This is a genomic window from [Micrococcus luteus] ATCC 49442 (genome assembly GCF_010367585.1).
GTDB lineage: Bacteria > Actinomycetota > Actinomycetes > Actinomycetales > Micrococcaceae > Arthrobacter > Arthrobacter luteus_A.
Map to the genome: position 1 here is coordinate 4,173,847 of NZ_JAAAXP010000001.1, position 20,859 is coordinate 4,194,705.

At 65.2% G+C, this 20,859-nt stretch carries 19 protein-coding genes; 15 read left to right on the forward strand and 4 right to left on the reverse strand.

What is annotated here, in order from left to right; genetic code table 11:
• Nucleotides 1-184: 184 nt before the first annotated feature.
• From GUV69_RS18995 to GUV69_RS19005, 3 genes are all read left to right on the forward strand, one after another.
• Nucleotides 185-1,294 carry a 3-deoxy-7-phosphoheptulonate synthase gene (locus tag GUV69_RS18995; protein ID WP_164205245.1) on the forward strand — a complete coding sequence of 370 codons (1,110 nt, stop codon included), beginning with the start codon at nucleotides 185-187 and terminating at the stop codon, nucleotides 1,292-1,294.
• Between the two features lie 137 nt (nucleotides 1,295-1,431).
• On the forward strand, nucleotides 1,432-1,644 hold the full coding sequence (locus GUV69_RS19000) for a helix-turn-helix domain-containing protein (RefSeq protein ID WP_164205247.1): 213 nt from the start codon (nucleotides 1,432-1,434) through the stop codon (nucleotides 1,642-1,644).
• A 189-nt stretch (nucleotides 1,645-1,833) separates the two neighbouring features.
• Complete coding sequence (locus GUV69_RS19005) at nucleotides 1,834-1,932, forward strand: 30S ribosomal protein bS22 (RefSeq protein WP_003792170.1); 99 nt, start codon at nucleotides 1,834-1,836, stop codon at nucleotides 1,930-1,932.
• 120 nt (nucleotides 1,933-2,052) lie between these two features.
• On the opposite strand, the gene GUV69_RS19010 is transcribed toward GUV69_RS19005, so the two are convergent.
• The gene (locus tag GUV69_RS19010) at nucleotides 2,053-2,871 is read right to left on the reverse strand and encodes an HAD family hydrolase (RefSeq protein ID WP_164205249.1); all 819 of its coding nucleotides are present in this window, start codon (nucleotides 2,869-2,871) and stop codon (nucleotides 2,053-2,055) included.
• Nucleotides 2,872-2,970: 99 nt separating this feature from the next.
• Between GUV69_RS19010 and GUV69_RS19015 the strand changes: the two genes are divergently transcribed.
• Complete coding sequence (locus GUV69_RS19015; RefSeq protein WP_164205251.1) at nucleotides 2,971-3,225, forward strand: glutaredoxin family protein; 255 nt, start codon at nucleotides 2,971-2,973, stop codon at nucleotides 3,223-3,225.
• A gap of 90 nt (nucleotides 3,226-3,315) precedes the next feature.
• Nucleotides 3,316-4,023: a redox-sensing transcriptional repressor Rex gene (locus GUV69_RS19020; protein WP_164205253.1), complete on the forward strand. Its 708-nt coding sequence runs from the start codon at nucleotides 3,316-3,318 to the stop codon at nucleotides 4,021-4,023.
• A gap of 55 nt (nucleotides 4,024-4,078) precedes the next feature.
• Here GUV69_RS19020 and GUV69_RS19025 read toward each other — a convergent pair whose 3' ends face one another.
• From GUV69_RS19025 to GUV69_RS19035, 3 genes are all read right to left on the reverse strand, one after another.
• Nucleotides 4,079-4,981, reverse strand: coding sequence for a Yip1 family protein (locus GUV69_RS19025; RefSeq protein ID WP_164205255.1), 903 nt, complete (start codon nucleotides 4,979-4,981; stop codon nucleotides 4,079-4,081).
• 170 nt (nucleotides 4,982-5,151) lie between these two features.
• Nucleotides 5,152-5,814 (reverse strand): hypothetical protein, encoded by a 663-nt coding sequence (locus GUV69_RS19030; protein WP_208786675.1) that lies wholly within the window; start codon nucleotides 5,812-5,814, stop codon nucleotides 5,152-5,154.
• 271 nt (nucleotides 5,815-6,085) lie between these two features.
• Complete coding sequence (locus tag GUV69_RS19035) at nucleotides 6,086-6,634, reverse strand: YceI family protein (RefSeq protein ID WP_164205257.1); 549 nt, start codon at nucleotides 6,632-6,634, stop codon at nucleotides 6,086-6,088.
• Nucleotides 6,635-6,835: 201 nt separating this feature from the next.
• Between GUV69_RS19035 and GUV69_RS19040 the strand changes: the two genes are divergently transcribed.
• The 10 genes from GUV69_RS19040 to GUV69_RS19085 all read left to right on the forward strand — a co-directional run bounded on the left by GUV69_RS19040 (nucleotide 6,836) and on the right by GUV69_RS19085 (nucleotide 20,846).
• A complete protein-coding gene (locus tag GUV69_RS19040; protein ID WP_164205259.1) occupies nucleotides 6,836-7,516 on the forward strand; it encodes a histidine phosphatase family protein in 681 nt (226 codons plus the stop codon).
• A gap of 2 nt (nucleotides 7,517-7,518) precedes the next feature.
• Nucleotides 7,519-8,124 (forward strand): TlpA family protein disulfide reductase, encoded by a 606-nt coding sequence (locus GUV69_RS19045; protein ID WP_191079738.1) that lies wholly within the window; start codon nucleotides 7,519-7,521, stop codon nucleotides 8,122-8,124.
• 12 nt (nucleotides 8,125-8,136) lie between these two features.
• Nucleotides 8,137-8,892, forward strand: coding sequence for a cytochrome c biogenesis CcdA family protein (locus tag GUV69_RS19050; protein WP_164205260.1), 756 nt, complete (start codon nucleotides 8,137-8,139; stop codon nucleotides 8,890-8,892).
• A complete protein-coding gene (gene resB / locus GUV69_RS19055; RefSeq protein ID WP_164205262.1) occupies nucleotides 8,892-10,616 on the forward strand; it encodes a cytochrome c biogenesis protein ResB in 1,725 nt (574 codons plus the stop codon). Before GUV69_RS19050 ends, resB begins: the two co-directional genes overlap by 1 nt.
• Complete coding sequence (ccsB, locus tag GUV69_RS19060; RefSeq protein ID WP_164205264.1) at nucleotides 10,616-11,740, forward strand: c-type cytochrome biogenesis protein CcsB; 1,125 nt, start codon at nucleotides 10,616-10,618, stop codon at nucleotides 11,738-11,740. Before resB ends, ccsB begins: the two co-directional genes overlap by 1 nt.
• 155 nt (nucleotides 11,741-11,895) lie before the next feature.
• Nucleotides 11,896-13,938 carry an Hsp70 family protein gene (locus tag GUV69_RS19065; protein ID WP_164206785.1) on the forward strand — a complete coding sequence of 681 codons (2,043 nt, stop codon included), beginning with the start codon at nucleotides 11,896-11,898 and terminating at the stop codon, nucleotides 13,936-13,938.
• 6 nt (nucleotides 13,939-13,944) lie between these two features.
• Entirely contained in the window at nucleotides 13,945-15,987 is a 2,043-nt protein-coding gene (locus tag GUV69_RS19070; RefSeq protein WP_244292906.1) for a helix-turn-helix transcriptional regulator, read from the forward strand.
• Nucleotides 15,988-16,152: 165 nt separating this feature from the next.
• A complete protein-coding gene (locus GUV69_RS19075) occupies nucleotides 16,153-17,289 on the forward strand; it encodes an IniB N-terminal domain-containing protein (RefSeq protein WP_164205267.1) in 1,137 nt (378 codons plus the stop codon).
• Nucleotides 17,290-17,478: 189 nt separating this feature from the next.
• Nucleotides 17,479-19,356, forward strand: coding sequence for a dynamin family protein (locus GUV69_RS19080; protein ID WP_208786729.1), 1,878 nt, complete (start codon nucleotides 17,479-17,481; stop codon nucleotides 19,354-19,356).
• Nucleotides 19,353-20,846, forward strand: coding sequence for a dynamin family protein (locus tag GUV69_RS19085; RefSeq protein WP_164205269.1), 1,494 nt, complete (start codon nucleotides 19,353-19,355; stop codon nucleotides 20,844-20,846). The genes GUV69_RS19080 and GUV69_RS19085 overlap by 4 nt, the downstream gene beginning before the upstream one ends.
• Nucleotides 20,847-20,859 lie beyond the last annotated feature (13 nt).

The window sequence follows — 20,859 nt, forward strand, 5'->3', positions numbered from 1 at the left end:
TGGTCTCCCTATGACTAACCGTTGGTATGCGTATTTTTCGTTGGCTCTGGAGGAGCCCGCGTCTAACTGACACGCATCCAACTTCCTTCAGAGCCAACAGGGCAGAGATCATTCTCTGCCCTTCGCCATTTCTCCGGCGGGTTCTGATCTGGGCCCGCTTCCTATCTGGAACAGGACCCCGAGCATGAGCCCCGCAACAGCAACTCCCGCTAAATCCACATCCAACCTGCGCGTCAGCGAATTCACTGCGCTGCCCACGCCCGCCGAGCTCATCGCCGAGTTGCCGCTGGATGACCGGGTGACTGACGTCGTCGAACGCGGCCGCGATGAGGTCCGCGCCATCATGGACGGTGTGGACGACCGGCTGCTGGTTATCGTTGGCCCCTGCTCCATCCACGACCCAAAGGCCGGCCTGGAATACGCCCGCCGGCTCGTTAGCCAGGCCGAGAGGCACAAGGAAGACCTGCTGATTGTCATGCGGGCCTACTTCGAAAAGCCGCGCACCACGGTGGGCTGGAAGGGCCTCATCAACGATCCCCGCCTCGACGGCAGCCACGACATGGAAACCGGCCTCCGCGCTGCCCGGCAGTTCCTTCAGCAGGTCACCGCACTCGGCCTGCCCACCGCAACAGAGTTCCTAGAGCCCATCAGCCCGCAGTACATGGCGGACCTGATCTCCTGGGGTGCCATCGGTGCTCGCACCACCGAGAGCCAGATCCACCGCCAGCTGGCGTCCGGGCTCTCCATGCCCATCGGCTTCAAGAACGGTACCGACGGCGGCCTCCAGGTTGCGATTGACGCGTGCGGTGCCGCCGCGGCAGCGCAGGCTTTCCTGGGGATCGACGGTGACGGCCGCGCCGCGCTGGTGGCTACTGCAGGCAACCCGGACACGCACGTCATTCTCCGCGGCGGACGCAAGGGGCCCAATTACTCAGCGGCCGACGTCGAAAGCGCGTCCGCCTTGCTGGCCGGCAAGGGACTGAACCCCCGGCTGATCGTGGACGCGAGCCACGCCAACAGCGGCAAGAGCCATCACCGGCAGGCCGAAGTTGCGCTCGAAATCGGCGCCCAGCTTGAGGAGGGCGGCCCGGCTGCCCAGTCCATCGCCGGCGTGATGCTCGAAAGCTTCCTGGTAGGAGGCGCGCAGAACCTGGATGTCGCCGAGCACGCCGCGGGAACCTCCGCGCTCGTGTACGGGCAGAGCGTCACGGATGCATGCATGGAGTGGGATGTGTCAGCATCGGTCCTCAACCAGCTCGGAGCGTCCGCGCGGAAACGCCGTACTGCACAGTGATTGACGGAAATGACTTTCACTACAGCCCCATGAACCTCTAGAGTATCTATCACATGGTTGGTGGATGGCTCAGCATCGGCACACCGCAATGGAACACGCTGGGGTTAGTAGTCATCCGTCAGCAAAGGAATAGGGAAATGTCTGCAGAACAGAACTTCTCGAACGCGAAGTTCCTGACCGTGGCCGAAGTGGCCCAGGTCATGCGCGTCTCCAAAATGACCGTCTATCGGCTGGTTCATTCAGGTGAAATGCCCGCGGTGCGTTTCGGTCGCTCATACAGAGTGCCGGAGAACGCCGTCGAGCAGTATCTCAAGGGTGCGGTGGTGGACGGTCACACCGAAACCGCGTGACAACCTGGCGTTCCAACCCATGATTCAGCCCGAGGATGGGCTGCGGTCGGTGGTCGACGCCAGAAAGCGGTACCCTGTTAAGGATTGTTTTACGTCATTGTAAGAATCTGTCAGTTGTTTCAGTCTGTAGCTCTGCTCACGGACCACTTCCATCAGACAGGTACTACATCTAGTTTGTGAGGAACTTTCGTGGGTTCAGTTATTAAGAAGCGTCGCAAGCGTATGGCCAAGAAGAAGCACCGCAAGCTGCTTCGCAAAACGCGTCACCAGCGCCGCAATAAGAAGTAGAGATACTTCGAACTGTGTGAAATGCCCGTTGCCTCCCCGGCAGCGGGCATTTTTGTGTGCAAAAGACGGTGAAACGCCGACGGCGACAGTCGCGACGGCGGTTATGCCCGGGGGCCGCAGTTATGCCCGGGGGCCGCGGATGCGGGCGAAGCCCTTCCACAGTCCGTAGACCACGCCGCCGGCCGTTGCCGCCTTGAGGCCCAGGGTGGCGGCGCGGCGGCCGGAGCGGAAGTCGTAGACCGGCCAATTGTGGTCGCGCGCGTGGCTGCGGAGCCGGGCATCGGGATTGATGGCCACCGGGTGACCCACGAGGGTCAGCAGCGGGATGTCATTGTAGGAGTCGCTATACGCCCAGCACCGTTTCAGGTCCAGGCCCTCGGCATCGGCCAGTTCCTGGACTGCCACTGCTTTCGCGGAGCCGTGCAGGATGTCACCCACCAGCCGGCCGGTGTACATGCCGTCCGCAATCTCGCCCACAGTGCCCAGGGCTCCGGTGAGTCCCAGTCGGGTTGAGATGACTGCGGCAACTTCGATGGGGGTGGCCGTGACAAGCCAGACCCGCCGGCCCACGCGCAGGTGCTGCTGCGCCAGTGCCTTGGCTCCGGGCCAGATCCGGGAGGCGATCATCTCGTCGTACACTTCTTCGCCCAGGGCCTTGATGTCGTCCACCGTGATGCCGGCCGCGAGGGTGAGGGCCGAATCGCGTACTGCATGGACATCGTCCATGTTCTCGCCGCGCGTCACAAACTTGAATTGCTTCCAGGCGAATCCGGCCGCCTGGGTCAGCGTGAATGCACCCCGCTGGTGCATCTTGCGGGCCACGTGGAAGAGGCTGGCGCCCTTCATGAGGGTGTTGTCAACGTCAAAGAAGGCCGCTTCGCCGGTCTGCATCACCGCATCCGGCTTGGTGATCACAGCGACGTACTTCTCCTCGGGCATTCCACGAGTCTAGTCAATACTCGGTGCCGAACATTTCAGCAGGCGCCGGCGGCCCTGCCCGCAGCGCTGGCAGCACCCAAAGGGCGATACGGTTAAAGCATGGCAAAACCGGAGGTAGTCCTCATCACCAAAGCAGACTGTCACCTGTGCGCAGACGCGCGCGACGCCGTCGAACGGGTTACCGCCTCGCTGGGACTCGGGTGGACGGAACAGCGGGTTGATGAAGTGCCGGAACTGCGTGAGCGGTACGCGGAGGAAATCCCCGTGGTGCTGGTGGACGGCATCCAGCGTGACTTTTGGAAAATCGATGAAACCCGGCTTGCGCGTGTCCTCCAGCGGGCCATGGCCCAGTAGACAACCGATTGCCAAAAATGTCGCTGGCTTTGTTGACACCAGCCGCGGGGCTCTAGAGTGGAGTCACAACGCGAGGCAACGGAGGGGATAGTGAGTTCACTGGATGCATCCCCCCATGCCGTGGAAGGTGCGGGCGTGGCCCCGACCGGGGAAATCGCCAAGCAGATTCCGCCCGCCGCCGTGGCACGGCTGACCATCTACCTGCGCGCCCTGAACACACTGCTCGCTGACGGTGTGGAGCGCGTGTCCTCGGAGTCCCTGGCTGAAGCGTCGGGCGTCAGTTCTTCAACACTGCGCAAGGACCTGTCCTATGTTGGCTCGTATGGCACGCGCGGGGTTGGCTATGAAGTGCAGTACCTTAGCCGCCACATCTCCGCGGCCCTCGGGCTGACCCATGATTGGAAGGTGGCCATCGTCGGCGCCGGCAACCTGGGCAAGGCGCTGGCCCGTTACGGCGGTTTCGAGTCCCGCGGCTTTGACGTTGTGGCAATCTTCGACGCCGACCAGATGGTGGTGGGCAACGAGGTGGGCTGGCTGCGCGTCAGCGACGTTGCCGACCTCGAGACAGTACTCGAGCGGACGGGCGCCAATATGGTGGTCCTGGCGCTGCCGGCCGCCGTGGCACAGGCAATCTGCGACCGCGTCGTTGCGGCCGGCGTCCACAGCATCCTGAGCTTCGCTCCGGTCATGCTGCAGGTCCCCGCCGGAGTCAACCTGCGCAAGGTGGACATGGCCACCGAACTTCAGATCCTGGCGTATCACGCGCAACGAGCGCAGGCCCCGGACCAAACCGCCTAGGTTCTGTTCGGCGGCTGGCGGGGTCCACGCCCGTCGTGTCTGGCTTGGCCGGGACCTACTGGCCGTAGGGGTTGCCCGGCGAGCTGTAGGGGTTGGCGAACGGCTGCTGCTTGCGGAAATACGGAGCGGTGGACGGCAGGTACAGCAGAACGATCGCTGCGATTCCGGCCACGGTTCCCAAAGTCCCGAGGTTCGGCACCTGGAAAAGGCTGGTTATGGACAGCGCCGCGAATACGGTTCCCAGGATCCTGGCCCAGTTCTTACCCTTGCGGATGAAGAAGGCCACCAGCAAGTACATTCCCGCACCGAGGATTGCCACGACCACCAATGTTCCAGCGAAGACGCTCCTGAAGTCCTCGAAGTTGAACTCGGTGCCGGTGGCGCCGCTGCTGCGCATGGCATCTTCAAACGCGTCACGCATGATCGGGTCATCGAGCATGCCGATGCCCACAAGCAGGGTGATGACAAAGAGTGCAGCCGCAGCGATCAGGAGCCAGAACGAAATGTTGACCAGCTGGGGAACGCCCTTGGCTCCGGTGGCCTGCGGCTGCTCAGAAGGGTACTGGGCGTAGGGGGACTGCCCGTACGGCTGCTGGCCATAGGCCGGCGGCGTAGGCTGCCCGAACTGGGGTGGATTCTGGCCGTAGGGCGGTTGTGGTGCCTGCGGCGAGTTCTGGCCGTACTGTGGTGCGTTTTGGCCGAATTGCGGCTGTGGTGAGTTCTGGCCGTACTGCGGTGCGTTCTGACCGAATTGCGGCTGTGGTGCGTTTTGGCCGAATTGCGGCTGCTGCGGCGAGTTCTGGCCGTATTGCGGCTGTTGCGGTGCATTTTGGCCGTACTGCGGCGCCGGCGGAGCGGGCTGCCCGGGCTGCGGGCCGTTCTCGCCGTAGCGGGGTGCCTGGGGCTGGTTGCCTGGCTCGGGTTCGTTCGGGACGGGAGGCGGGACAGGTGTGCTCATGAGCGGTCCTTTGCAGGTCGGAAGTCAGTTCGGCTGCTGGGTGCAGTCCACTGGCCCTGCCCCCAGTACGGCTTACTTCCAACCGTACCCCTGCCGGTGCCGGGACGGGTCATACCAGAGAGGTATTCGCGCCCTCCCGGCCAAGCGGAATCACGGTGGAAACGGGCTGGTCAGCGGCCTTTGGAAGCGTTGAACCAGGCCTGCGAGTTGGGAAGCCACATGAGTACGGTCGCCGCGGCGCTGATCAGGAAGCCAAACCAGTTATTGCCGATGCCTTCACCGAAGCTGCCGCCGATGACCGCCAGGATCAAGGAGACGCCCGCGACGATGGTGAGTGCCAGGCGGGCCCATTCCTTTCCCTCCTTCATCTTCAGAGCGAGGACGATCTGAGCCACGGCCAGGGCGAGGGCAACCAGGACCAGGACGAGGACGATGGCCGCCAGGGCGGGCGCCACTGTGAAAACAGCCAGAGCAGCAAGCAGACCGAAAAACGTGCCGAGCACACCCAGCATGCCGCCGATGAGCCAGATCCAGTACGAGACCTTGAGTTCCATGGGAAGCCCGGCCACGCTGAACATCCCCGAGAGCCCGCCCTTCGGCATCACGTCGTTGAAGTTGCGCGGACCGTCGGTTGGCATCTGGAACTGGAAGGCGCCCGGCTGGCCAGGCTGCTGGTAGCTCTGGCCCTGTGGGGGATAGGGCTGGCCTGGCGGCTGGTGCCCTGGCGGAGCCGGGTATCCCTGCGGCGGCTGGTAGCCGGTGGGCGGAACGTTGCCGGCGGGCGGCTGGTCACCGGGCTGCTGAGGCGGCGGTGTGTCACTAGGGTTGCTCATGGCTTCACTGTAGACGGCGAATTCCCGGTTCTCTAGGAGAATCGGGGCAAACTCGCGGGGAACGGCGGGGCCTTCCGGGGGACACGTCGGCGTGCGCAACGCAGGAATGAGTGGACCCGCACCCCGCGCCCACTGCGCCCTAACTAGGTAGCGCTAACTGTCGTTTCGAGCCGTCAAAACGACAGTTAGCGCTACCTAGTTGGGGTTAACGCGCTGAGCCCGGCCGCAGACCCCCTTGGGGATCCGGCAGCCGGGCTCAGCGTGGGAAGAACTATGCAGCGGGAGCGATGAATGCCAGTTCAAGGTTGATGGCAACCTTGTCGCTGACCAGGACGCCGCCGGCGTCGAGCACGGCGTTCCAGGTCAGGCCGAAGTCCTTGCGGCTGATGGTGGTTTCGGCGGAAACGCCGGCGCGGGTCATGCCGAACGGGTCAACGGCCACGCCATTGAACTCGGTCTCGAGGGAAACCTGGCGGGTGATGCCCTTGATGGTGAGGTCGCCGGTCAGTTCGTAGCCATCGCCTGCAGCCACGAGGCCGTTGGAGACGAAGGAGATTTCCGGGAACTTCTCGACGTCGAAGAAGTCTTCGCCGCGGACGTGGCCGTCGCGGTTGGCGTCGCCGGAGTCGAAGCTTGCGGTCTGGATGGTGGCGCTGATTTTGGAATCGGCCACGTTTTCGGCGAGGTCCAGGGTTGCGGCCGCATCCTTGAACTGGCCGCGGACCTTGCTGATACCGGCATGGCGGACGGTGAAGCCGATTTCGCTGTGCGAGTTGTCGAGGGTCCAGGTGCCGGTGGTGACGTCTGCGGGAAGAGCCATGGTGTTTTCCTTAATGTTTGTCGGGTGTCCTGCCGGACAGCTTGACGCTTCAGTTATTGAAGTATCAACCATCCGCTGTATCGAGTATAAGCATGCATTTGCATGTTTTGTTCCGTGTTCAGGAACTTTTTCCCCAGAGTTTCAGTTCTACGGAATGTAGAAGATTTCGGATCGCACGCCATCTTTGAGAAACTGGTAAACATGCCCCAAGCCACTGTCCATCTGCTCCGCCACGGCGAGGTCCATAATCCCGACGGCGTTCTGTACGGCAGGCTGCCCGAATTCCACCTCTCCGAGCTGGGCCGGGAAATGGCGCAGACTCTCGCCGAGCACTTTGCCGAGCGCGCCGCCCAGGGCGCCCGGATTACGTACCTGGCAGCGTCGCCGCTGGTCAGGGCCCAGGAGACGGCCGCCCCCACTGCCGAGGCGCTGCGCCTCGAGGTCCACACGGACGAGCGCATCATCGAGGCGGAAAACTACTTCCAGGGCATGAAGGTCACCAAGGCCGAGCTCCGCAAGCCCAAGCACTGGCCGCACCTGGTCAACCCGCTTCGGCCGTCCTGGGGCGAGCCCTACAAGGCGCAGGCTGCCCGCGTCCGGACCGCGGTCGAGGATGCCCGGCTGCGGGCCATCGAACTGGCTGCCGGTGACTATGGAACCAGCGGCCCCGAAGCAATCATGGTCAGCCATCAGCTGCCCATCTGGGCCACGCGCCTGAGCGCCGAGGGCCGCCCGCTGTGGCATGACCCGCGCAAACGCGAGTGCACGCTGACGTCAATCACCTCCCTGGTGTTCGACGACGACGGCTCCCTCCTGCGCGTTGAGTACAGCGAGCCCGCTGCCGCCCTTCTTCCCGGTGCCGCCACCACCCCGGGGGCCTGACCGTGACCTTTAACCCCACCACCTCCCGACGCGCCCTGCTCACCGCCGGCGGCGCAGCGTTCCTCGTCCTGGGGCTCTCCGCCTGCGCCCAGGAGGATGCCCTTGCCAAGCAGGCCAAAGCCGGCGACAACAAGAACTACATCGCCGGAGACGGCTCGGTGACGGAATTCACCGCCGCTGACCGCAAGTCAGCCGTCGCCGTCAACGGCACCCTCTTTAACGGCACCACAGTCACGCCCGAAAACTTCCAGGGCAAGGTGACCGTCCTGAACTTCTGGTTCGCCGCCTGTGCCCCGTGCCGGGTGGAGGCGCCCATCCTGGAAGAACTCCATCAGGAGTTCAAGGACCAGGGCGTGCAGTTCTTTGGCGTTAACCTCCGCGACGAAAAAGCCACCGCTGAGGCCTTCGACAAGACCTTCAACCTGACCTACCCCAGTTTCGATGACAAGAACGGCGGCGTGCTCCTGGCCGTCTCCGGCATTGTCCCGCCGGGGGCGGTCCCCACCACGCTGGTCCTGGACAAGCAGGGCCGGGTAGCCTCCCGCGTGCTGGGCGAAATCCAAAAGGGCACCCTCAAGGCCCTCATTGCCGCCGCAGTGGCAGAGTAGCGGCCGCCCACCGTGAACAGTCCCTTCGCCGAAACCATCCTGAACGGCTCGCTGCTGCTTGCCATTCCGGTGGCACTGCTCGCCGGCCTGGTGTCCTTCCTGTCCCCGTGCGTGCTGCCCCTGGTGCCCGGGTACCTTGGCTACGTCACCGGCCTGAGCGGGGTGGACCTGCAGAAGCAGAAGCGCGGGCGGATGTTCGCCGGGATCGGGCTTTTTGTGCTGGGTTTCTCGGTCATTTTTGTGTTGCTGGGCGGTGCCTTCGGCCAGTTGGGCACCCTCATCACGGGTTCCCAGAACGCCTGGATCACCCAGCTCCTGGGCATCCTGGTGATCATCATGGGCGTGGTGTTTATGGGCGGATTCGGCTGGCTGCAGCGTGACGCCAAGATCCACGCCAAGCCGCCGGCCGGTCTCTGGGGAGCGCCGCTGCTGGGGCTCACCTTCGGCCTGGGCTGGGCGCCGTGCATCGGCCCCACCTACTCGGCCGTCCAGCTCCTAAGCCTGTCCGGCGGGTCCTCCGCAGCCAAAGGCGCCCTCCTGGCGTTCGTGTACAGCCTGGGCCTGGGCATCCCGTTCCTGCTGATTGCCCTGGCCGTCCGCCGCGGCATGGGCGTGATGTCCTTCTTCCGCCAGCACCGCCTTGCCATCCAGCGGATCGGCGGCGGCATCCTGGTGGTGCTGGGCCTGCTGATGGCCAGCGGCGTCTGGGGCACCTGGGTCACCGAACTGCAGTACTGGTTCCAAACCGACGTGAAGTTACCAATCTGATGAGCGAGCGAGTGAAAGCAAACAAGAAGTCCCCGGCCCCGGTTGCTGCTGCCAAGGCAGACGCGGCCCTGCCCGTCCTGGGGCCGCTCGGGATGCTGCGGTGGGCCTGGACCCAGCTGACCAGCATGCGCACGGCGCTGTTCCTCCTGCTCCTGCTGGCTGTTGCCGCGGTGCCGGGTTCGCTGTTCCCGCAGCGCCCGGCCAACCCCTTCGTCGTCACGCAGTACATCAAGGACAACGCGGAATACGGTGAACTGCTGGACACCCTCCAGCTCTTCGACGTCTACTCCTCGGCCTGGTTCTCGGCCATCTACATCCTGCTCTTTATCTCCCTGATCGGCTGCGTGGTTCCGCGCGCCATCGCGCACTACAAGGCCATGCGCTCCCAGCCGCCGCGGACCCCCAAACGGCTCTCCCGCCTCCCCGAGTACGGCACCCTGGTGGTTCCCGCCAGCGCCAACTTCCCGGCGTCGGACGCTATTAACAGCGCCGCCGGGCTGCTCCGGAAGCGCGGTTACCGCGTTGAGGTGAGGGACGACGACGGCGCGCGGCCGTCTTTGGGAGCCGAGCGCGGCTTCGCCAAGGAGGTAGGGAACCTGGTGTTCCACACCTCGCTGATCGGCGTGCTGGTGTCCGTGGCCATCGGCGGCCTGTTCGGCTACAGCGGCCAGCGCATCCTGGTGGAGGGCGATACGTTCGTCAACACCCTGGTGGGCTATGACCAGTTCACCCCCGGCACCAACTTCCAGTCCAGCCAGCTGCAGCCGTACTCCATCCAGCTGGACAAGTTCGACGTTGTGTTCGACCGCGAGTCCCCGGGCAAGTTCGGCCAGCCCATCGATTTCAACGCCGAAGTCACCACCCGGGAAACCCCGGACGCGCCCGCGAAGCAGGAGGTCCTGAAGGTCAACGAACCGGTGACCCTGGGCGGCACCAGCATCTACCTCACGGGCAATGGCTACGCGCCCGTGGTGACCATCCGCGACGGCGCCGGCAACGTGGCGATGCAGGGCCCCGTGGTGGCGAAGCTGCAAGGCGAGAACTACTACTCGTCGGTGGTCATCAAGGTCCCCGATGCCAAGCCGGACCAGCTGGGTTTTGTGGGCTTCTTCCTCCCCACCGCGTTTATCACCGACGAGGGCATTTCCTTCAGCGGCGATCCGGACCTCTTCAACCCGCAGCTGACCCTGAACTCCTACTTCGGGGACCTCGGCCTGGACAACGGGTCACCGCAGAACGTCTTTGAACTGGACGTGGCGGACCTGACACCGTTGAACAACCGCAACCTGGATGCCGGCGGCATCACCCTGGCCCCGGGCAGCACCTACACCCTGCCCGACGGCAAGGGCAGCATCAGCTTTGACAGCGTGAAGCGGTACGTGGGCGTGGACATCCACCACAACCCCGGCCAGCTCTACGCCCTCATTTTCGCCCTGCTTGCGGTGGCCGGGCTCATCGTTTCGCTCTACGTCAACCGCCGCCGCGTCTGGATCCGAACCGGAACCCACGACGACGGCCGGACCATGGTGGAATATGGCCTCCTTGCCCGTGGCGAGGACCACCGCCTGGCCGGGGAAGCGCAGGCTATCCGGAAGCTTCTCGCCGAGGAATGGGACCTTGACGACTCCGGTTCCACCCAGCAAACTCCCAGCCGCCAGGGCGATAATGGCGCAGACTCCGTCACCACCCCCACCGGCTCCGCCGGACCCACAAAGGACCAGTAATGCCTGTCGTGATCAACGAAACCATGGGCGCATACAGCGAACTGCTGATGCTGCTCGCCGCCGGCACCTACACCGTGGCGTTCATCGCCTTCGCCTGGGACCTGGCAAGAAGCAGCAAGGCCCTGCGTGCCATCGACCTGAAGGCCGCCGAGGCTGCCGGTACGGCCGGTGCGGCCGGTGCGGCCGGTGCCAAGGTTCCGGTGGCGGCGGGAGTCGGCGCATCAGCCGCGGCAGCGGACCGCGTGGATTCGCACCTGGCCGGACCGGCCGGACGGGCCGAGCGCCCGTCGTCGTCCGCGGCGAAAGCAGGAACTGCCTCGGGAGCGGGGCTGACAGCCGACGCCGACATGCGCTACGCGGCTGAACGCCGCGTCCCTGCACGGGTAGCCGTCGCCCTCACCGTCCTGGGTGCCCTGATCCACGGCGGCGGAGTGGTCACGCGCGCCCTCGGCGCCGGCCGCGTGCCGTGGGGCAACATGTACGAGTTCCTCACCACAGGTGCGTTCGTGGCGGTGGCCGTCTTCCTGCTGGTGCTGATCCGTCGCGACCTGAGGTTCCTGGGGACATTTGTCGTCGGGTTGGCGATCGTTATGCTGGTCGCCGCGTCGGTGGCCTACTGGACGCCCGTTGGCCACCTGGTCCCGGCGCTGCAAAGCTACTGGCTGATCATCCACGTCTCCATCGCCGTGCTCTCCTCGGCCCTGTTTACGCTCACGTTCGCCATGTCCGCCCTGCAGCTGGTCCAGTCCCACCGGCAAAAGACCATCGCCGCCGGCGGCGCAGACAAGCTTGGCTTTATGCGCCTGGTGCCCTCTGCCCTGAGCCTTGAAAACCTGTCCTACCGGATCAACGCCATTGCCTTCATCGGCTGGACGTTCACCCTGATGTTCGGGGCCATCTGGGCCGAAAAGGCCTGGGGCCGGTTCTGGGGCTGGGACACCAAGGAAGTCTGGACGTTTGTGATCTGGGTGGTCTACGCCGGCTACCTCCATGCCCGCGCCACACGCGGCTGGACCGGAACCCGCGCAGCATGGCTGTCGATTGTTGGCTACCTTTGTGTCGTCTTCAACTTCACCATCGTGAACCAGTTCTTTAACGGCCTGCACTCGTATTCAGGCCTCTGATCAGCGGTTTCGTCGGATCGGCCGCCAGCCTCCGGCGTAATACGCTAATCGATGTACGAATAAGGGTGTCGCCCGGCAGACGGTGATGCTACCTTGGTGGAAGCTCGTCTGTGATGAAGCTTGCAGACGGCCAGCTGCGTTTTTCCGAGGTACCCATGAGCTATGTCCTCGCCGTTGATGTCGGGACCAGTTTCACCGCCGCCGCGATTGCCAAAAACGACCAGCCTGTTCCTGAGAGCCTGCCCTTGGGCCTCCGCGGAACAGCAGTCCCCTCAGTGGTCTACTACCCCGAAGAGGGTCCCGTCCTGGTGGGGGAGGCAGCCGAACGCCGCGGCCTGGATGTTCCCGCCAGGGTTGTGCGCGAGTTCAAACGCCGCATCGGTGACAGCGTCCCCATCGCAGTCGGTACATTAGTCCTGCCCGCAGAGGACATCTTTGCCACGATGGCCCGCTGGGTCGCCGACCGGGCCGAAGAACGCGAGGGCGCCCCGCCGTCGGAAATCATCATCACGCACCCCGCAGCCTGGGGCGGACACCGGACCACCGCGGTCCTGGCAGCCCTCGCTGCCAAAGGACTGAACAACGTTACGCTCATCAGCGAACCGGAAGCGGCGGCACTGCACTACGCCTCCCAGGTACGCGTGGAGGACGGCAGCACTATTGCCGTCTACGATCTGGGCGGCGGGACGTTCGACACAGCAATCCTGAAGAAGGCCGGCAACGGCCGCTTCGACTTCCTGGGCAGCCCGGACGGCATTGAGGGGCTGGGCGGCGCCGACTTTGACGCTGCCGTGCTCCGGTACGTTGCCTCGCATACCGGGGAGGCACTGGCAGCCCTTGACCCGGAGGACCCCGGCGCCCTGGCCGCACTGGCCAGGCTGAAGCGTGAATGTGTGGAGGCCAAGGAGGCACTCTCGGCCGACAGCGAGGCGAACATCTCCGTCTTCCTGCCCGGCATGCAGCAGCAGGTCCGGCTGGTCCGCTCAGAGTTCGAGGCCATGATTGAGGAGCCCATCCGCGAAACCGTGGATGCGCTGGAACGTTCGCTGGAGCAGCTCGGGCTGGAGCCTGCTGACCTGTCCGCGGTGCTCCTGATTGGCGGTTCTTCACGGATTCCGTTGGTGGCGCAGCTGATCTCCGACCAGCTGGACCGGCCTATCGCCGTGGATGCAGACCCCAAGTCTTCCATTTGCCTCGGCGCGGCCGTCGCCGCGCTCCGGGCCGCTGCGGCGTCCGCAGCCGGCCCCGCTGACGCTGCTGCCGGCACGGTTCCTGCGATCCCGGCTCCAGCAGACCTGGCGGATGAGCCGCACAACGCCGACCGCCGCGCCAGCTGGTCCCGGAAACCCGGGTTTGGCTCCTTGGCCGGCACCGCCGCCGCAGGCGACGGTGCCAGGGGAGTTGCCGCGGGCCGTCGGCATGGTGCGAAGGCGGGGGCACATGCTCCGCGTCCCGCCATCCGGCTGACAGCGGTGGCGGCAGGGGCTGCCCTGTTCACCATCCTGACCGCCACTGCCGCGCAAAGCCCGGAGGGGCTGGGAAACCTCACCGCGATGTTCGCACCGCCGGCCGCGCCGGCCGACGCCTCTCCAGGCGGCGGCAACGGCGCGGCGGCGGCGCCCGGAGGCTCTGCGGACGCGGTACAGGATCCCGCGAGTGGCATTGAGGCCAGCGCGAAGAAGCCTGCGGACACAATTGGCAGTTCAGCAGGACTCGAAGCGGCGGCGTCACCCAGCAGCAAGCCGTCCCCCGCAGCGTCATCGCCTGCCGGCACCACGCCGGACGCCGCGGCCCCGGCGTCCACCCCCGACGGGCAGGGGACAAAGACTGAACCAACGCCGGCGGCGGCCGTACCGGGAACTCCCGCCGGGACAACACCCGACACCACGACCCCTCCGCCTTCGACGACGGCCCCGGTCACGCCTGCGCCAACGGATCCTCCTCCGGCGACGCAGGAACCGACGACGCCGCCGACGACTGATCCGCCGCCGCCAACGGAGCCACCGACGACGCCCACCCCGCCGCCGTCAACTGATCCGCCGCCGCCCACGGATACGCCTGTGACGCCGGAGCCAAGTGCCGAGCCTGCGCCGACCACGTCTGCGCCGCCAGCGCCCGAACCGGAACCAACGGCTACGCAGACCGTTGCGCAGACCGCAGAGCCGACACCCGATCCGACCATCGTTCCGGCAGGGTGATCCATGATGAGACATCAGGCCACGCCGGCAACGGAATCTTCATTGCCCGCCAACCCCCAGCACACTGCTGCACAGCTCCGTGGCGAGGACGCCGTGCTACGGGAGCTTCTGCTGGCATTGTCGGTCGGGTTCACACTTCCCGGACCGCTGCCCGGGGAATTGTCCCGCCGGATGGCAGACGGGGAAGGGGAGAGCCTTAGCTCCCTGGTCGCCCGGGCGGAATCATCCGGGCTTCTGAATCCTGACGGCACAGTGATGGGAACCGTCCAGCACGCCCTCCTGTCGTCCACCCCTACGCCGCGGGTTCACGCACTGCAGCGCGAACTTGTGGGCTGCTTCGCTGCGGACGGGCGTCCCCTCGGCGAGCTCGCGCGCCAACTGGCGCGCAGCGGATTGGCCGACCCCCGCGTCGCAGCCGACCTTGAAAAGGCCGGGGACCGGGCCCTGGAACACAATCCCGGACTGGCCGCCCAGCTCTACGACGAGGCCCTCCTCGCCGGCGCGGATGAATTGGCCACCGCGGCCCGCCGCGCCCAGGCAGCGTTTGCCATCGGGGATCTGGATTCTGCCAGCCGGATCATCGACGGATTGCTGATGTGTCCCGATCCGCCGGACCTCCGGCTGGGGGCGGACGTCTCCGCTGCAGTGTGGGCACAACGGGGTATGCTGGCCCGCGGCGCCGATGTGTACACGTGGCTTGGCCCGGAGAGGGTGGGACCGTCCCGGCCGGCGGCCGCCGTTGCGATGATCGGCAGCGGCGACCGTGAAGGTGCCGAGGCAATGTTCCCGAAGGGGTCTGCGCCCGCGTCGCCCACGTCCCTGGCCGTGGCGCAGGCCCAAATGGCCAACGGCATCATGGAATCGTTGGCTGGGGATCCGCATCAGGGGCTTCCGATTCTCATCCACGCCTCAGACATGTTGAATGCCTCGGGCGCAGCCCTGCCTGCTCCGGATACGCCCGGGGCACTGGCTGCGCTGGTTGCACTGCACAGCGGCGAACCCCACCTCGCAGAAACGATTGTGCGCGCCGCGGCGGCCGCGGGTCAGGGGGGCGACGCGGCCAAGCCACGGCTGTTCCTGCTCCAGGCATGGTCCGCCATGCAACAGGACAATCCGGATGAAGCGAGGCTGGCCATCAACGAAGCCTCCAAAGCCAACCACTGGCCGCTGGTCCCGCGTGACGAATTCCTCTGCGCTGCCTTGGAAGTAGGCCTGGCGCGCCGGAGCGGCGAAGTTCATGGCCTGGTCCTGGCCTGGGAACGGGCCCGCGAAGCCATGCTGCACACCACGCTGGACCTGTACAGCCTCCTTCCGTGGGGGGAACTGATGATCACCGCCGCCCGCCTGCGCGAAACCCGGCGGGTGTCGCACTACTTCGATGAGGCGTGGAAGCTTCTGCGGGACCTGGGGGAGCCGCCGCTCTGGGCAGTGCCATTCCACTGGGCCGCCGTGCAGGCGGCGCTGTTGAACGAAAGTCCGGCCGCACTGGGCCCCCATGCAGCAGCCCTTGCCCGCGCTGCGGACCACAGCCACCTTGCCTCCCTGCTGGCGGCTGCCGGCAAAGCCTGGGTCTCGGTCCTCGCTGGAAAATTCCAGCCGGCAGACGTCGAGGCGGCAGCCCGGGGCTTGAACACGGTCGGGATGCCCTGGGAAGGTGCCCGGCTGGCAGGGCACGCCGCGGCCCGCGCGGACGAGCGGAAAGACATGCTCCGCCTGCTCTCCTGCGCCCGGGACCTCCACCCGCAGTCGAGTTCAGGCGGGCCGAAACCGTCCGTCCAGGCCGAAGTCCACAATGTTCCCGACGCTGACCAGGGCAATGGCTCCCGGCCATCGGATGCGTCCGTGCTGAGTGAACGCGAAAAAGAAGTGGCAAGGCTGGTGCTGGAAGGAAAAACCTACCGGGAAATCGGGGAAGCAATCTATATCTCGCCGCGTACCGCCGAGCACCACATTGCCCGGATGCGCCGCCGGCTGGGGGCTGAAAACCGCTCTGACCTGCTGGTGCGGCTGAGGCTGGCCCTTGGGCCGGAAGAACCCCCGCGCGAATGATCCCTAGTACCCCTAACCGCCCGGTCCGGCCCATCCCCCGTAGGGGCCGGACCGGTAGGGGGAAACGACCCGATGCCCGGTCCCGGGGTGGGACCTTACGTTTGATTCAGGCCCCGCAAGGAAGCCGGGCTACCCATAACTCAGAGAAGATTTGAGGACCATCCAATGCCTACACTCGCAAACGACCTCGTACTGTTCCTGATGAGCCTTTTCGGTAACGAGGAGGCAGCGAAGGAATTCCTGGATGATCCGGAGAAGGTCCTTGAGGAACACGGACTCGACAAGGTCTGCTCAGCAGATGTTGATGCCGCAATGCCCGTCATCCTGGACTTCGCTCCCATCACCGTTAATGCTTCGTCCTTCGACCGGGAATACAACACCGGCGGGAACGATTCCGAGGTCAGTGGCGGCGGCCACACCCCGCCTCCGGCCGGAGGCGGCCGCGACCATGACCACGATCATGATCATGGTGACCACGACCACGACGACCACGCACACGCCGTCCAGCAGTTGCACCATGTGGTGAACAACTACTCCTACACCTCAACGGTGGATGACCGCGACACCATCACGGACCAGTCCGTCAACCAGAACATCTGGGCCGACGGCGACGTCACGCAGTGGTTCGACAACGATTCCGTCGTGGCCTCCGGTGACCGTGCAGTGGCTGCCGGCGACGACGTCGACATCGAGGATTCGAACAACATCGAGGACTCCTACAACACGGACAACTCGCATGACGATTCGACGGATAACTCCATCCGCGCAGGCGGCGACGTCAATATCGGAAACGAAGAGACGGACATCGAGGATTCCTTCAACACCGACCTTGACGTCGACATTGAAGAATCCTTCAACGACAACTCGGACAACTCCACCAACGATTCCAACAACAACAATTCGGACAACTCCGACAACTCCGATAACTCGTCGGAGACGGATATCGACGTTGATATCGAGGACTCGCTGAACGACAACTCGGACAACCGCGTGGACAACTCCGAGGAGACCACCGACTCGTACAACGACGAGTCCATCGAGGTGGATGTGGAGGACGTTGGAAACACCGAGTACAACCTGGAGAATGTCGCCAACACCGAGAACGACCTGGAGAACTTCAACAACACCACCACCACGGACGAGTCTGTGACGGTCGGCGACATCGATTACACCGATGTCAATGTTGAGGACAACACCCTCGAGTTCACCGAGGACAACTCCGACAACTCGATCAACACGGATGTGGACATCGAGGACAACGTACTGGTGGTTGATTCGCTGAACGACAACGAAATCGACTAACTAAGGCGGTGGCCAGGAAGTGCCCGGCGGGAGTCCAACCTCCCGCCGGGCATTTCCCGGCTCACCCTAACGTCCCATTTTCGAGAATTGACCAAAGGACTGGCTGTGGTTGAAACGCAACGATCAGGAGCTCCGGCAGCGGCGGCAGAATCTCCCGCCCCGCCCCAGCCAGCGGCGCCGGCGACCTCAGTGCAGCTGGTCAGGCTCGTTGAGCAGGCAATCGACATCGTCAGCGAGGGCGAGCGGGCCGACTTGCGGAAGCGACTGGACCAGACTCTTTCACGGCTGAAGGATCCCAGCATCCGGGTGATAGTGGTGGGCGAGTTCAAGCAAGGAAAAAGCAAACTCATCAACGCTTTGGTCAACGCGCCGGTCTGCCCCGTCGACGACGATATTGCCACCTCGGTGCCCACAGTTGTCCGGCACGGCGATCCGGCGTCGGCCTCTGTCCTCCTGCCCCGGGCAGACAAGGACCCCGGTGACGACGAACCACTCGAACGGCTGCCGATCAACATCGCTGACCTGGCCGCCTATGTTTCCGAACGCGGGAATCCCGGCAACGCGAAGAAGCTGGTGGCCGCGGAAGTGTTCCTGCCCCGCAAAGTCCTGGCCGGCGGCCTGACCGTTGTTGATTCCCCCGGCGTCGGCGGCATGGGCTCCAGCCACACGCTGACCACCTTGACGGCATTGCCGACCGCAGACGCGATGCTGCTGGTATCGGATGCTTCCCAGGAATACACCGAGCCGGAAATAAGGTTCCTCCGGCAGGCAATGCGCATCACACCAAGCGTTGTCGGAGTGTTGTCCAAGACGGACCTTTACCCGGAGTGGCGCCGCGTGGCTGAACTGGACCGCGGACACCTAGCCCAGGTGTCGGCCGACATCCCGCTGTTCCCCGTCTCCTCGGACCTTCGGCTCGAGGCCGCACGGCACCAGGATGCGGAACTGAACAATGAATCGGGCTTCCCCGGCCTCATCGGCCATCTGCGGAACGAAATCGTGGGGAAGGCCGAGCGGATCCAGCGGCGCTCCGTAAGCCAGGACCTGGTCTCGGTGACCGATAACCTCCGCCTGTCCCTGCAGGCGGAACTGGCGGCCCTGGAGAACCCGGCAGGGACGCCGGCCATGATCGCCGGCCTTGAAGCGGCGAAACTGGAGGCCGACGACCTCCGCAAACGCTCGGCACGGTGGCAGATCACCCTTAACGACGGCATCGGCGATTTGATAGCCGACATGGAATACGACCTGCGGGACCGCTTGCGGCGGATCCAGCGCGATGCGGAGAACGCCATTGATCAAGGCGATCCCGGCCCGACATGGACGGCGTTCACCAAATGGCTTGAAGAGTGCACCGCTGCCGCGATTTCGGACACCTTCGTCTGGACGAGCGAGCGCTCCCAGTGGCTGGCAACGCAGGTTGCCGAGCACTTCTCCGAGGACGAGGTAACACTTCCGGTGCTGCGCGTCTCCGATACCGGGGATGCCCTGGACCCCGTGGACGATATGCCAGGCCTCGACGACGGGCACATCAACCCGATGCAAAAAGTCCTTATCGGCATGCGGGGATCCTACGGCGGTGTCCTGATGTTCGGCCTCCTGACAGGGATCTTCGGCATGGCTTTGATCAATCCGCTGTCCGTCGGCGCGGGGCTGCTGCTGGGGCGCAAGGCCTACCGGGAGGACAAGGACGCCAGGCTCAAGCGCCGGCAGTCAGAGGCCAAGGCCCTGGTCCGCCGCCAGTTGGACGATGTGGTCTTCCAGGTGGGTAAGCAGCTCAAGGACAGGCTGCGGATGGTCCAGCGGTCCACCCGTGACCACTTCACGGAAATCGCCGAGGAGCATCACCGCTCGCTCTCGGATTCGGTGTCGGCGGCGCAGAAGGCAGCCACGACATACAAGCTTGAAAAGGACACGCGCATCCGGGACATCAAGGCCGAGCTCAAGCGGGTGGACACCTTGCAGCAGGCTGCCAGGGCCCTGGCGGAGAAGGAGCAGGCGCCTGCCAGGCCGGCACACGGGGCTGTTTCCGTACCGCGGCGGGCTCCGGCGGTGGTGGCAGCCGGATGAAGGTGACCACGGTCGCGGGAGTATCGGACCTGATCCAGGAGGCGCTTGCCGCCTACCGCGATGACCCCGCTGCGGTGGAGGCTTTGGAAGGATGGGCCGCAAGGTTGTCGGAGCCTCTGCGGATCGCCGTGGCCGGAATGGTGAAAGCCGGAAAATCAACCCTTCTCAACGCCATCATCGGGGAGGAGATCGCCCCCACGGACACCGGTGAATGCACCCGCATCGTCACCTGGTACCGGTTCGCCCACTCGCCCCGCATCATGCTCCATCCCGTTGCGGGCGAACCCCGCCCGCTTCCCCTGCGACGAAGCAACGGGCGCCTCGTCTTCGATCTCGGCAGGGACCGGGCGGAGGACGTGGAACGACTGGTGGTGGAATGGCCGTCGGAAAGCCTGCGGAACGTCACCCTGATCGACACCCCTGGCATCGCTTCCCTGTCCGGCGACGTTTCTGCCCGGTCCGTCAATTTCCTCACTCCTGCCGACTCGCCATCCGAAGCGGACGCCATTGTGTACCTGATGCGGCATATGCATGCCGCCGATCTGCGGTTCCTGGAGTCCTTCAAGGACACCGAGGCCGGCCGTTCGGGAACAGTCAACGCCCTGGCGGTTTTGTCCCGGGCCGACGAAATCGGCGCCGGGCGGATCGATTCCCTGCTCTCGGCCGGAGAAATCGCAGAGCGGTACCGCCGGGACCCCGGCCTGCGCAAGCTGGCATTGGGGGTGGTCCCGGTGGCCGGTCTGCTGGCCCAGAGTGCCCGGAGCATGCGCCAGTCCGACTACGAGTCGCTGGCGCTCCTCTCCACCTTGGACCGGGCGGAACGTGAGCGCCTGCTGCTCTCCGCGGACAGGTTTCTGCGGGCGGGCATTCCGGACGGCCTTACCGCCGAGGCGCGGAAGCAGCTACTGGAGCGGTTCGGCCTGTTCGGAATCCGGCTCGCCGTTGTCCTGATCCGGGCAGGCTTTACGGACCCCACGCCACTGGCCCATGAGCTGGCCAGGCGCAGCGGCCTGGACCCGCTGCTGGCCATGCTGGCGGGCCAGTTCCATGCACGCGCGGACGCCCTCAAGGCCCGCACCGCCCTGGTGGGGGTGGAAACCCTGCTCCGGAACTCACCCCGGGACGGAACGGGGCACCTTGCCACAGCACTGGAACGGCTCCAGATCAACGCCCACGAGTTCAGGGAACTGGGCCTGCTGGCCACGCTGCGGACCACCGGGGTCACGCTGAAGCACGAGCTGGCCGTGGAGGCGGAGCGGATCATTGGCGGCGAGGGCGTGGCAGCCCATCTGAGGCTGGGCCTGGAGCCGGAGGCGTCCCGGGACGAGATCAGCGCGGAGGCCCACCGCGTCCTTCACCGGTGGCGGCTGCTGGCCGAGAACCCGCTGACGGACCGGTCCGCGCTGGATGTGTGCCGGGTAGTGGTACGCAGCTGTGAAGGCATCCTGGCTGAGGCCGCCGGACTGCACCTGCACAAGCAACCTGCCTGACGGCGGGCGCCCG

Excerpts from the sequence above, each read along its gene's own strand:
- GUV69_RS18995 (WP_164205245.1), top strand. The coding sequence starts at position 185 with ATGAGCCCCGCAACAGCAACTCCCGCTAAATCCACATCCAACCTGCGC.
- GUV69_RS19000 (WP_164205247.1), top strand. The coding sequence starts at position 1,432 with ATGTCTGCAGAACAGAACTTCTCGAACGCGAAGTTCCTGACCGTGGCC.
- GUV69_RS19010 (WP_164205249.1), bottom strand. The coding sequence starts at position 2,871 with ATGCCCGAGGAGAAGTACGTCGCTGTGATCACCAAGCCGGATGCGGTG.
- GUV69_RS19015 (WP_164205251.1), top strand. The coding sequence starts at position 2,971 with ATGGCAAAACCGGAGGTAGTCCTCATCACCAAAGCAGACTGTCACCTG.
- GUV69_RS19025 (WP_164205255.1), bottom strand. The coding sequence starts at position 4,981 with ATGAGCACACCTGTCCCGCCTCCCGTCCCGAACGAACCCGAGCCAGGC.
- GUV69_RS19030 (WP_208786675.1), bottom strand. The coding sequence starts at position 5,814 with ATGAGCAACCCTAGTGACACACCGCCGCCTCAGCAGCCCGGTGACCAG.
- GUV69_RS19035 (WP_164205257.1), bottom strand. The coding sequence starts at position 6,634 with ATGGCTCTTCCCGCAGACGTCACCACCGGCACCTGGACCCTCGACAAC.
- GUV69_RS19040 (WP_164205259.1), top strand. The coding sequence starts at position 6,836 with ATGCCCCAAGCCACTGTCCATCTGCTCCGCCACGGCGAGGTCCATAAT.
- resB (WP_164205262.1), top strand. The coding sequence starts at position 8,892 with ATGAGCGAGCGAGTGAAAGCAAACAAGAAGTCCCCGGCCCCGGTTGCT.
- ccsB (WP_164205264.1), top strand. The coding sequence starts at position 10,616 with ATGCCTGTCGTGATCAACGAAACCATGGGCGCATACAGCGAACTGCTG.
- GUV69_RS19065 (WP_164206785.1), top strand. The coding sequence starts at position 11,896 with ATGAGCTATGTCCTCGCCGTTGATGTCGGGACCAGTTTCACCGCCGCC.
- GUV69_RS19070 (WP_244292906.1), top strand. The coding sequence starts at position 13,945 with ATGAGACATCAGGCCACGCCGGCAACGGAATCTTCATTGCCCGCCAAC.
- GUV69_RS19075 (WP_164205267.1), top strand. The coding sequence starts at position 16,153 with ATGCCTACACTCGCAAACGACCTCGTACTGTTCCTGATGAGCCTTTTC.
- GUV69_RS19085 (WP_164205269.1), top strand. The coding sequence starts at position 19,353 with ATGAAGGTGACCACGGTCGCGGGAGTATCGGACCTGATCCAGGAGGCG.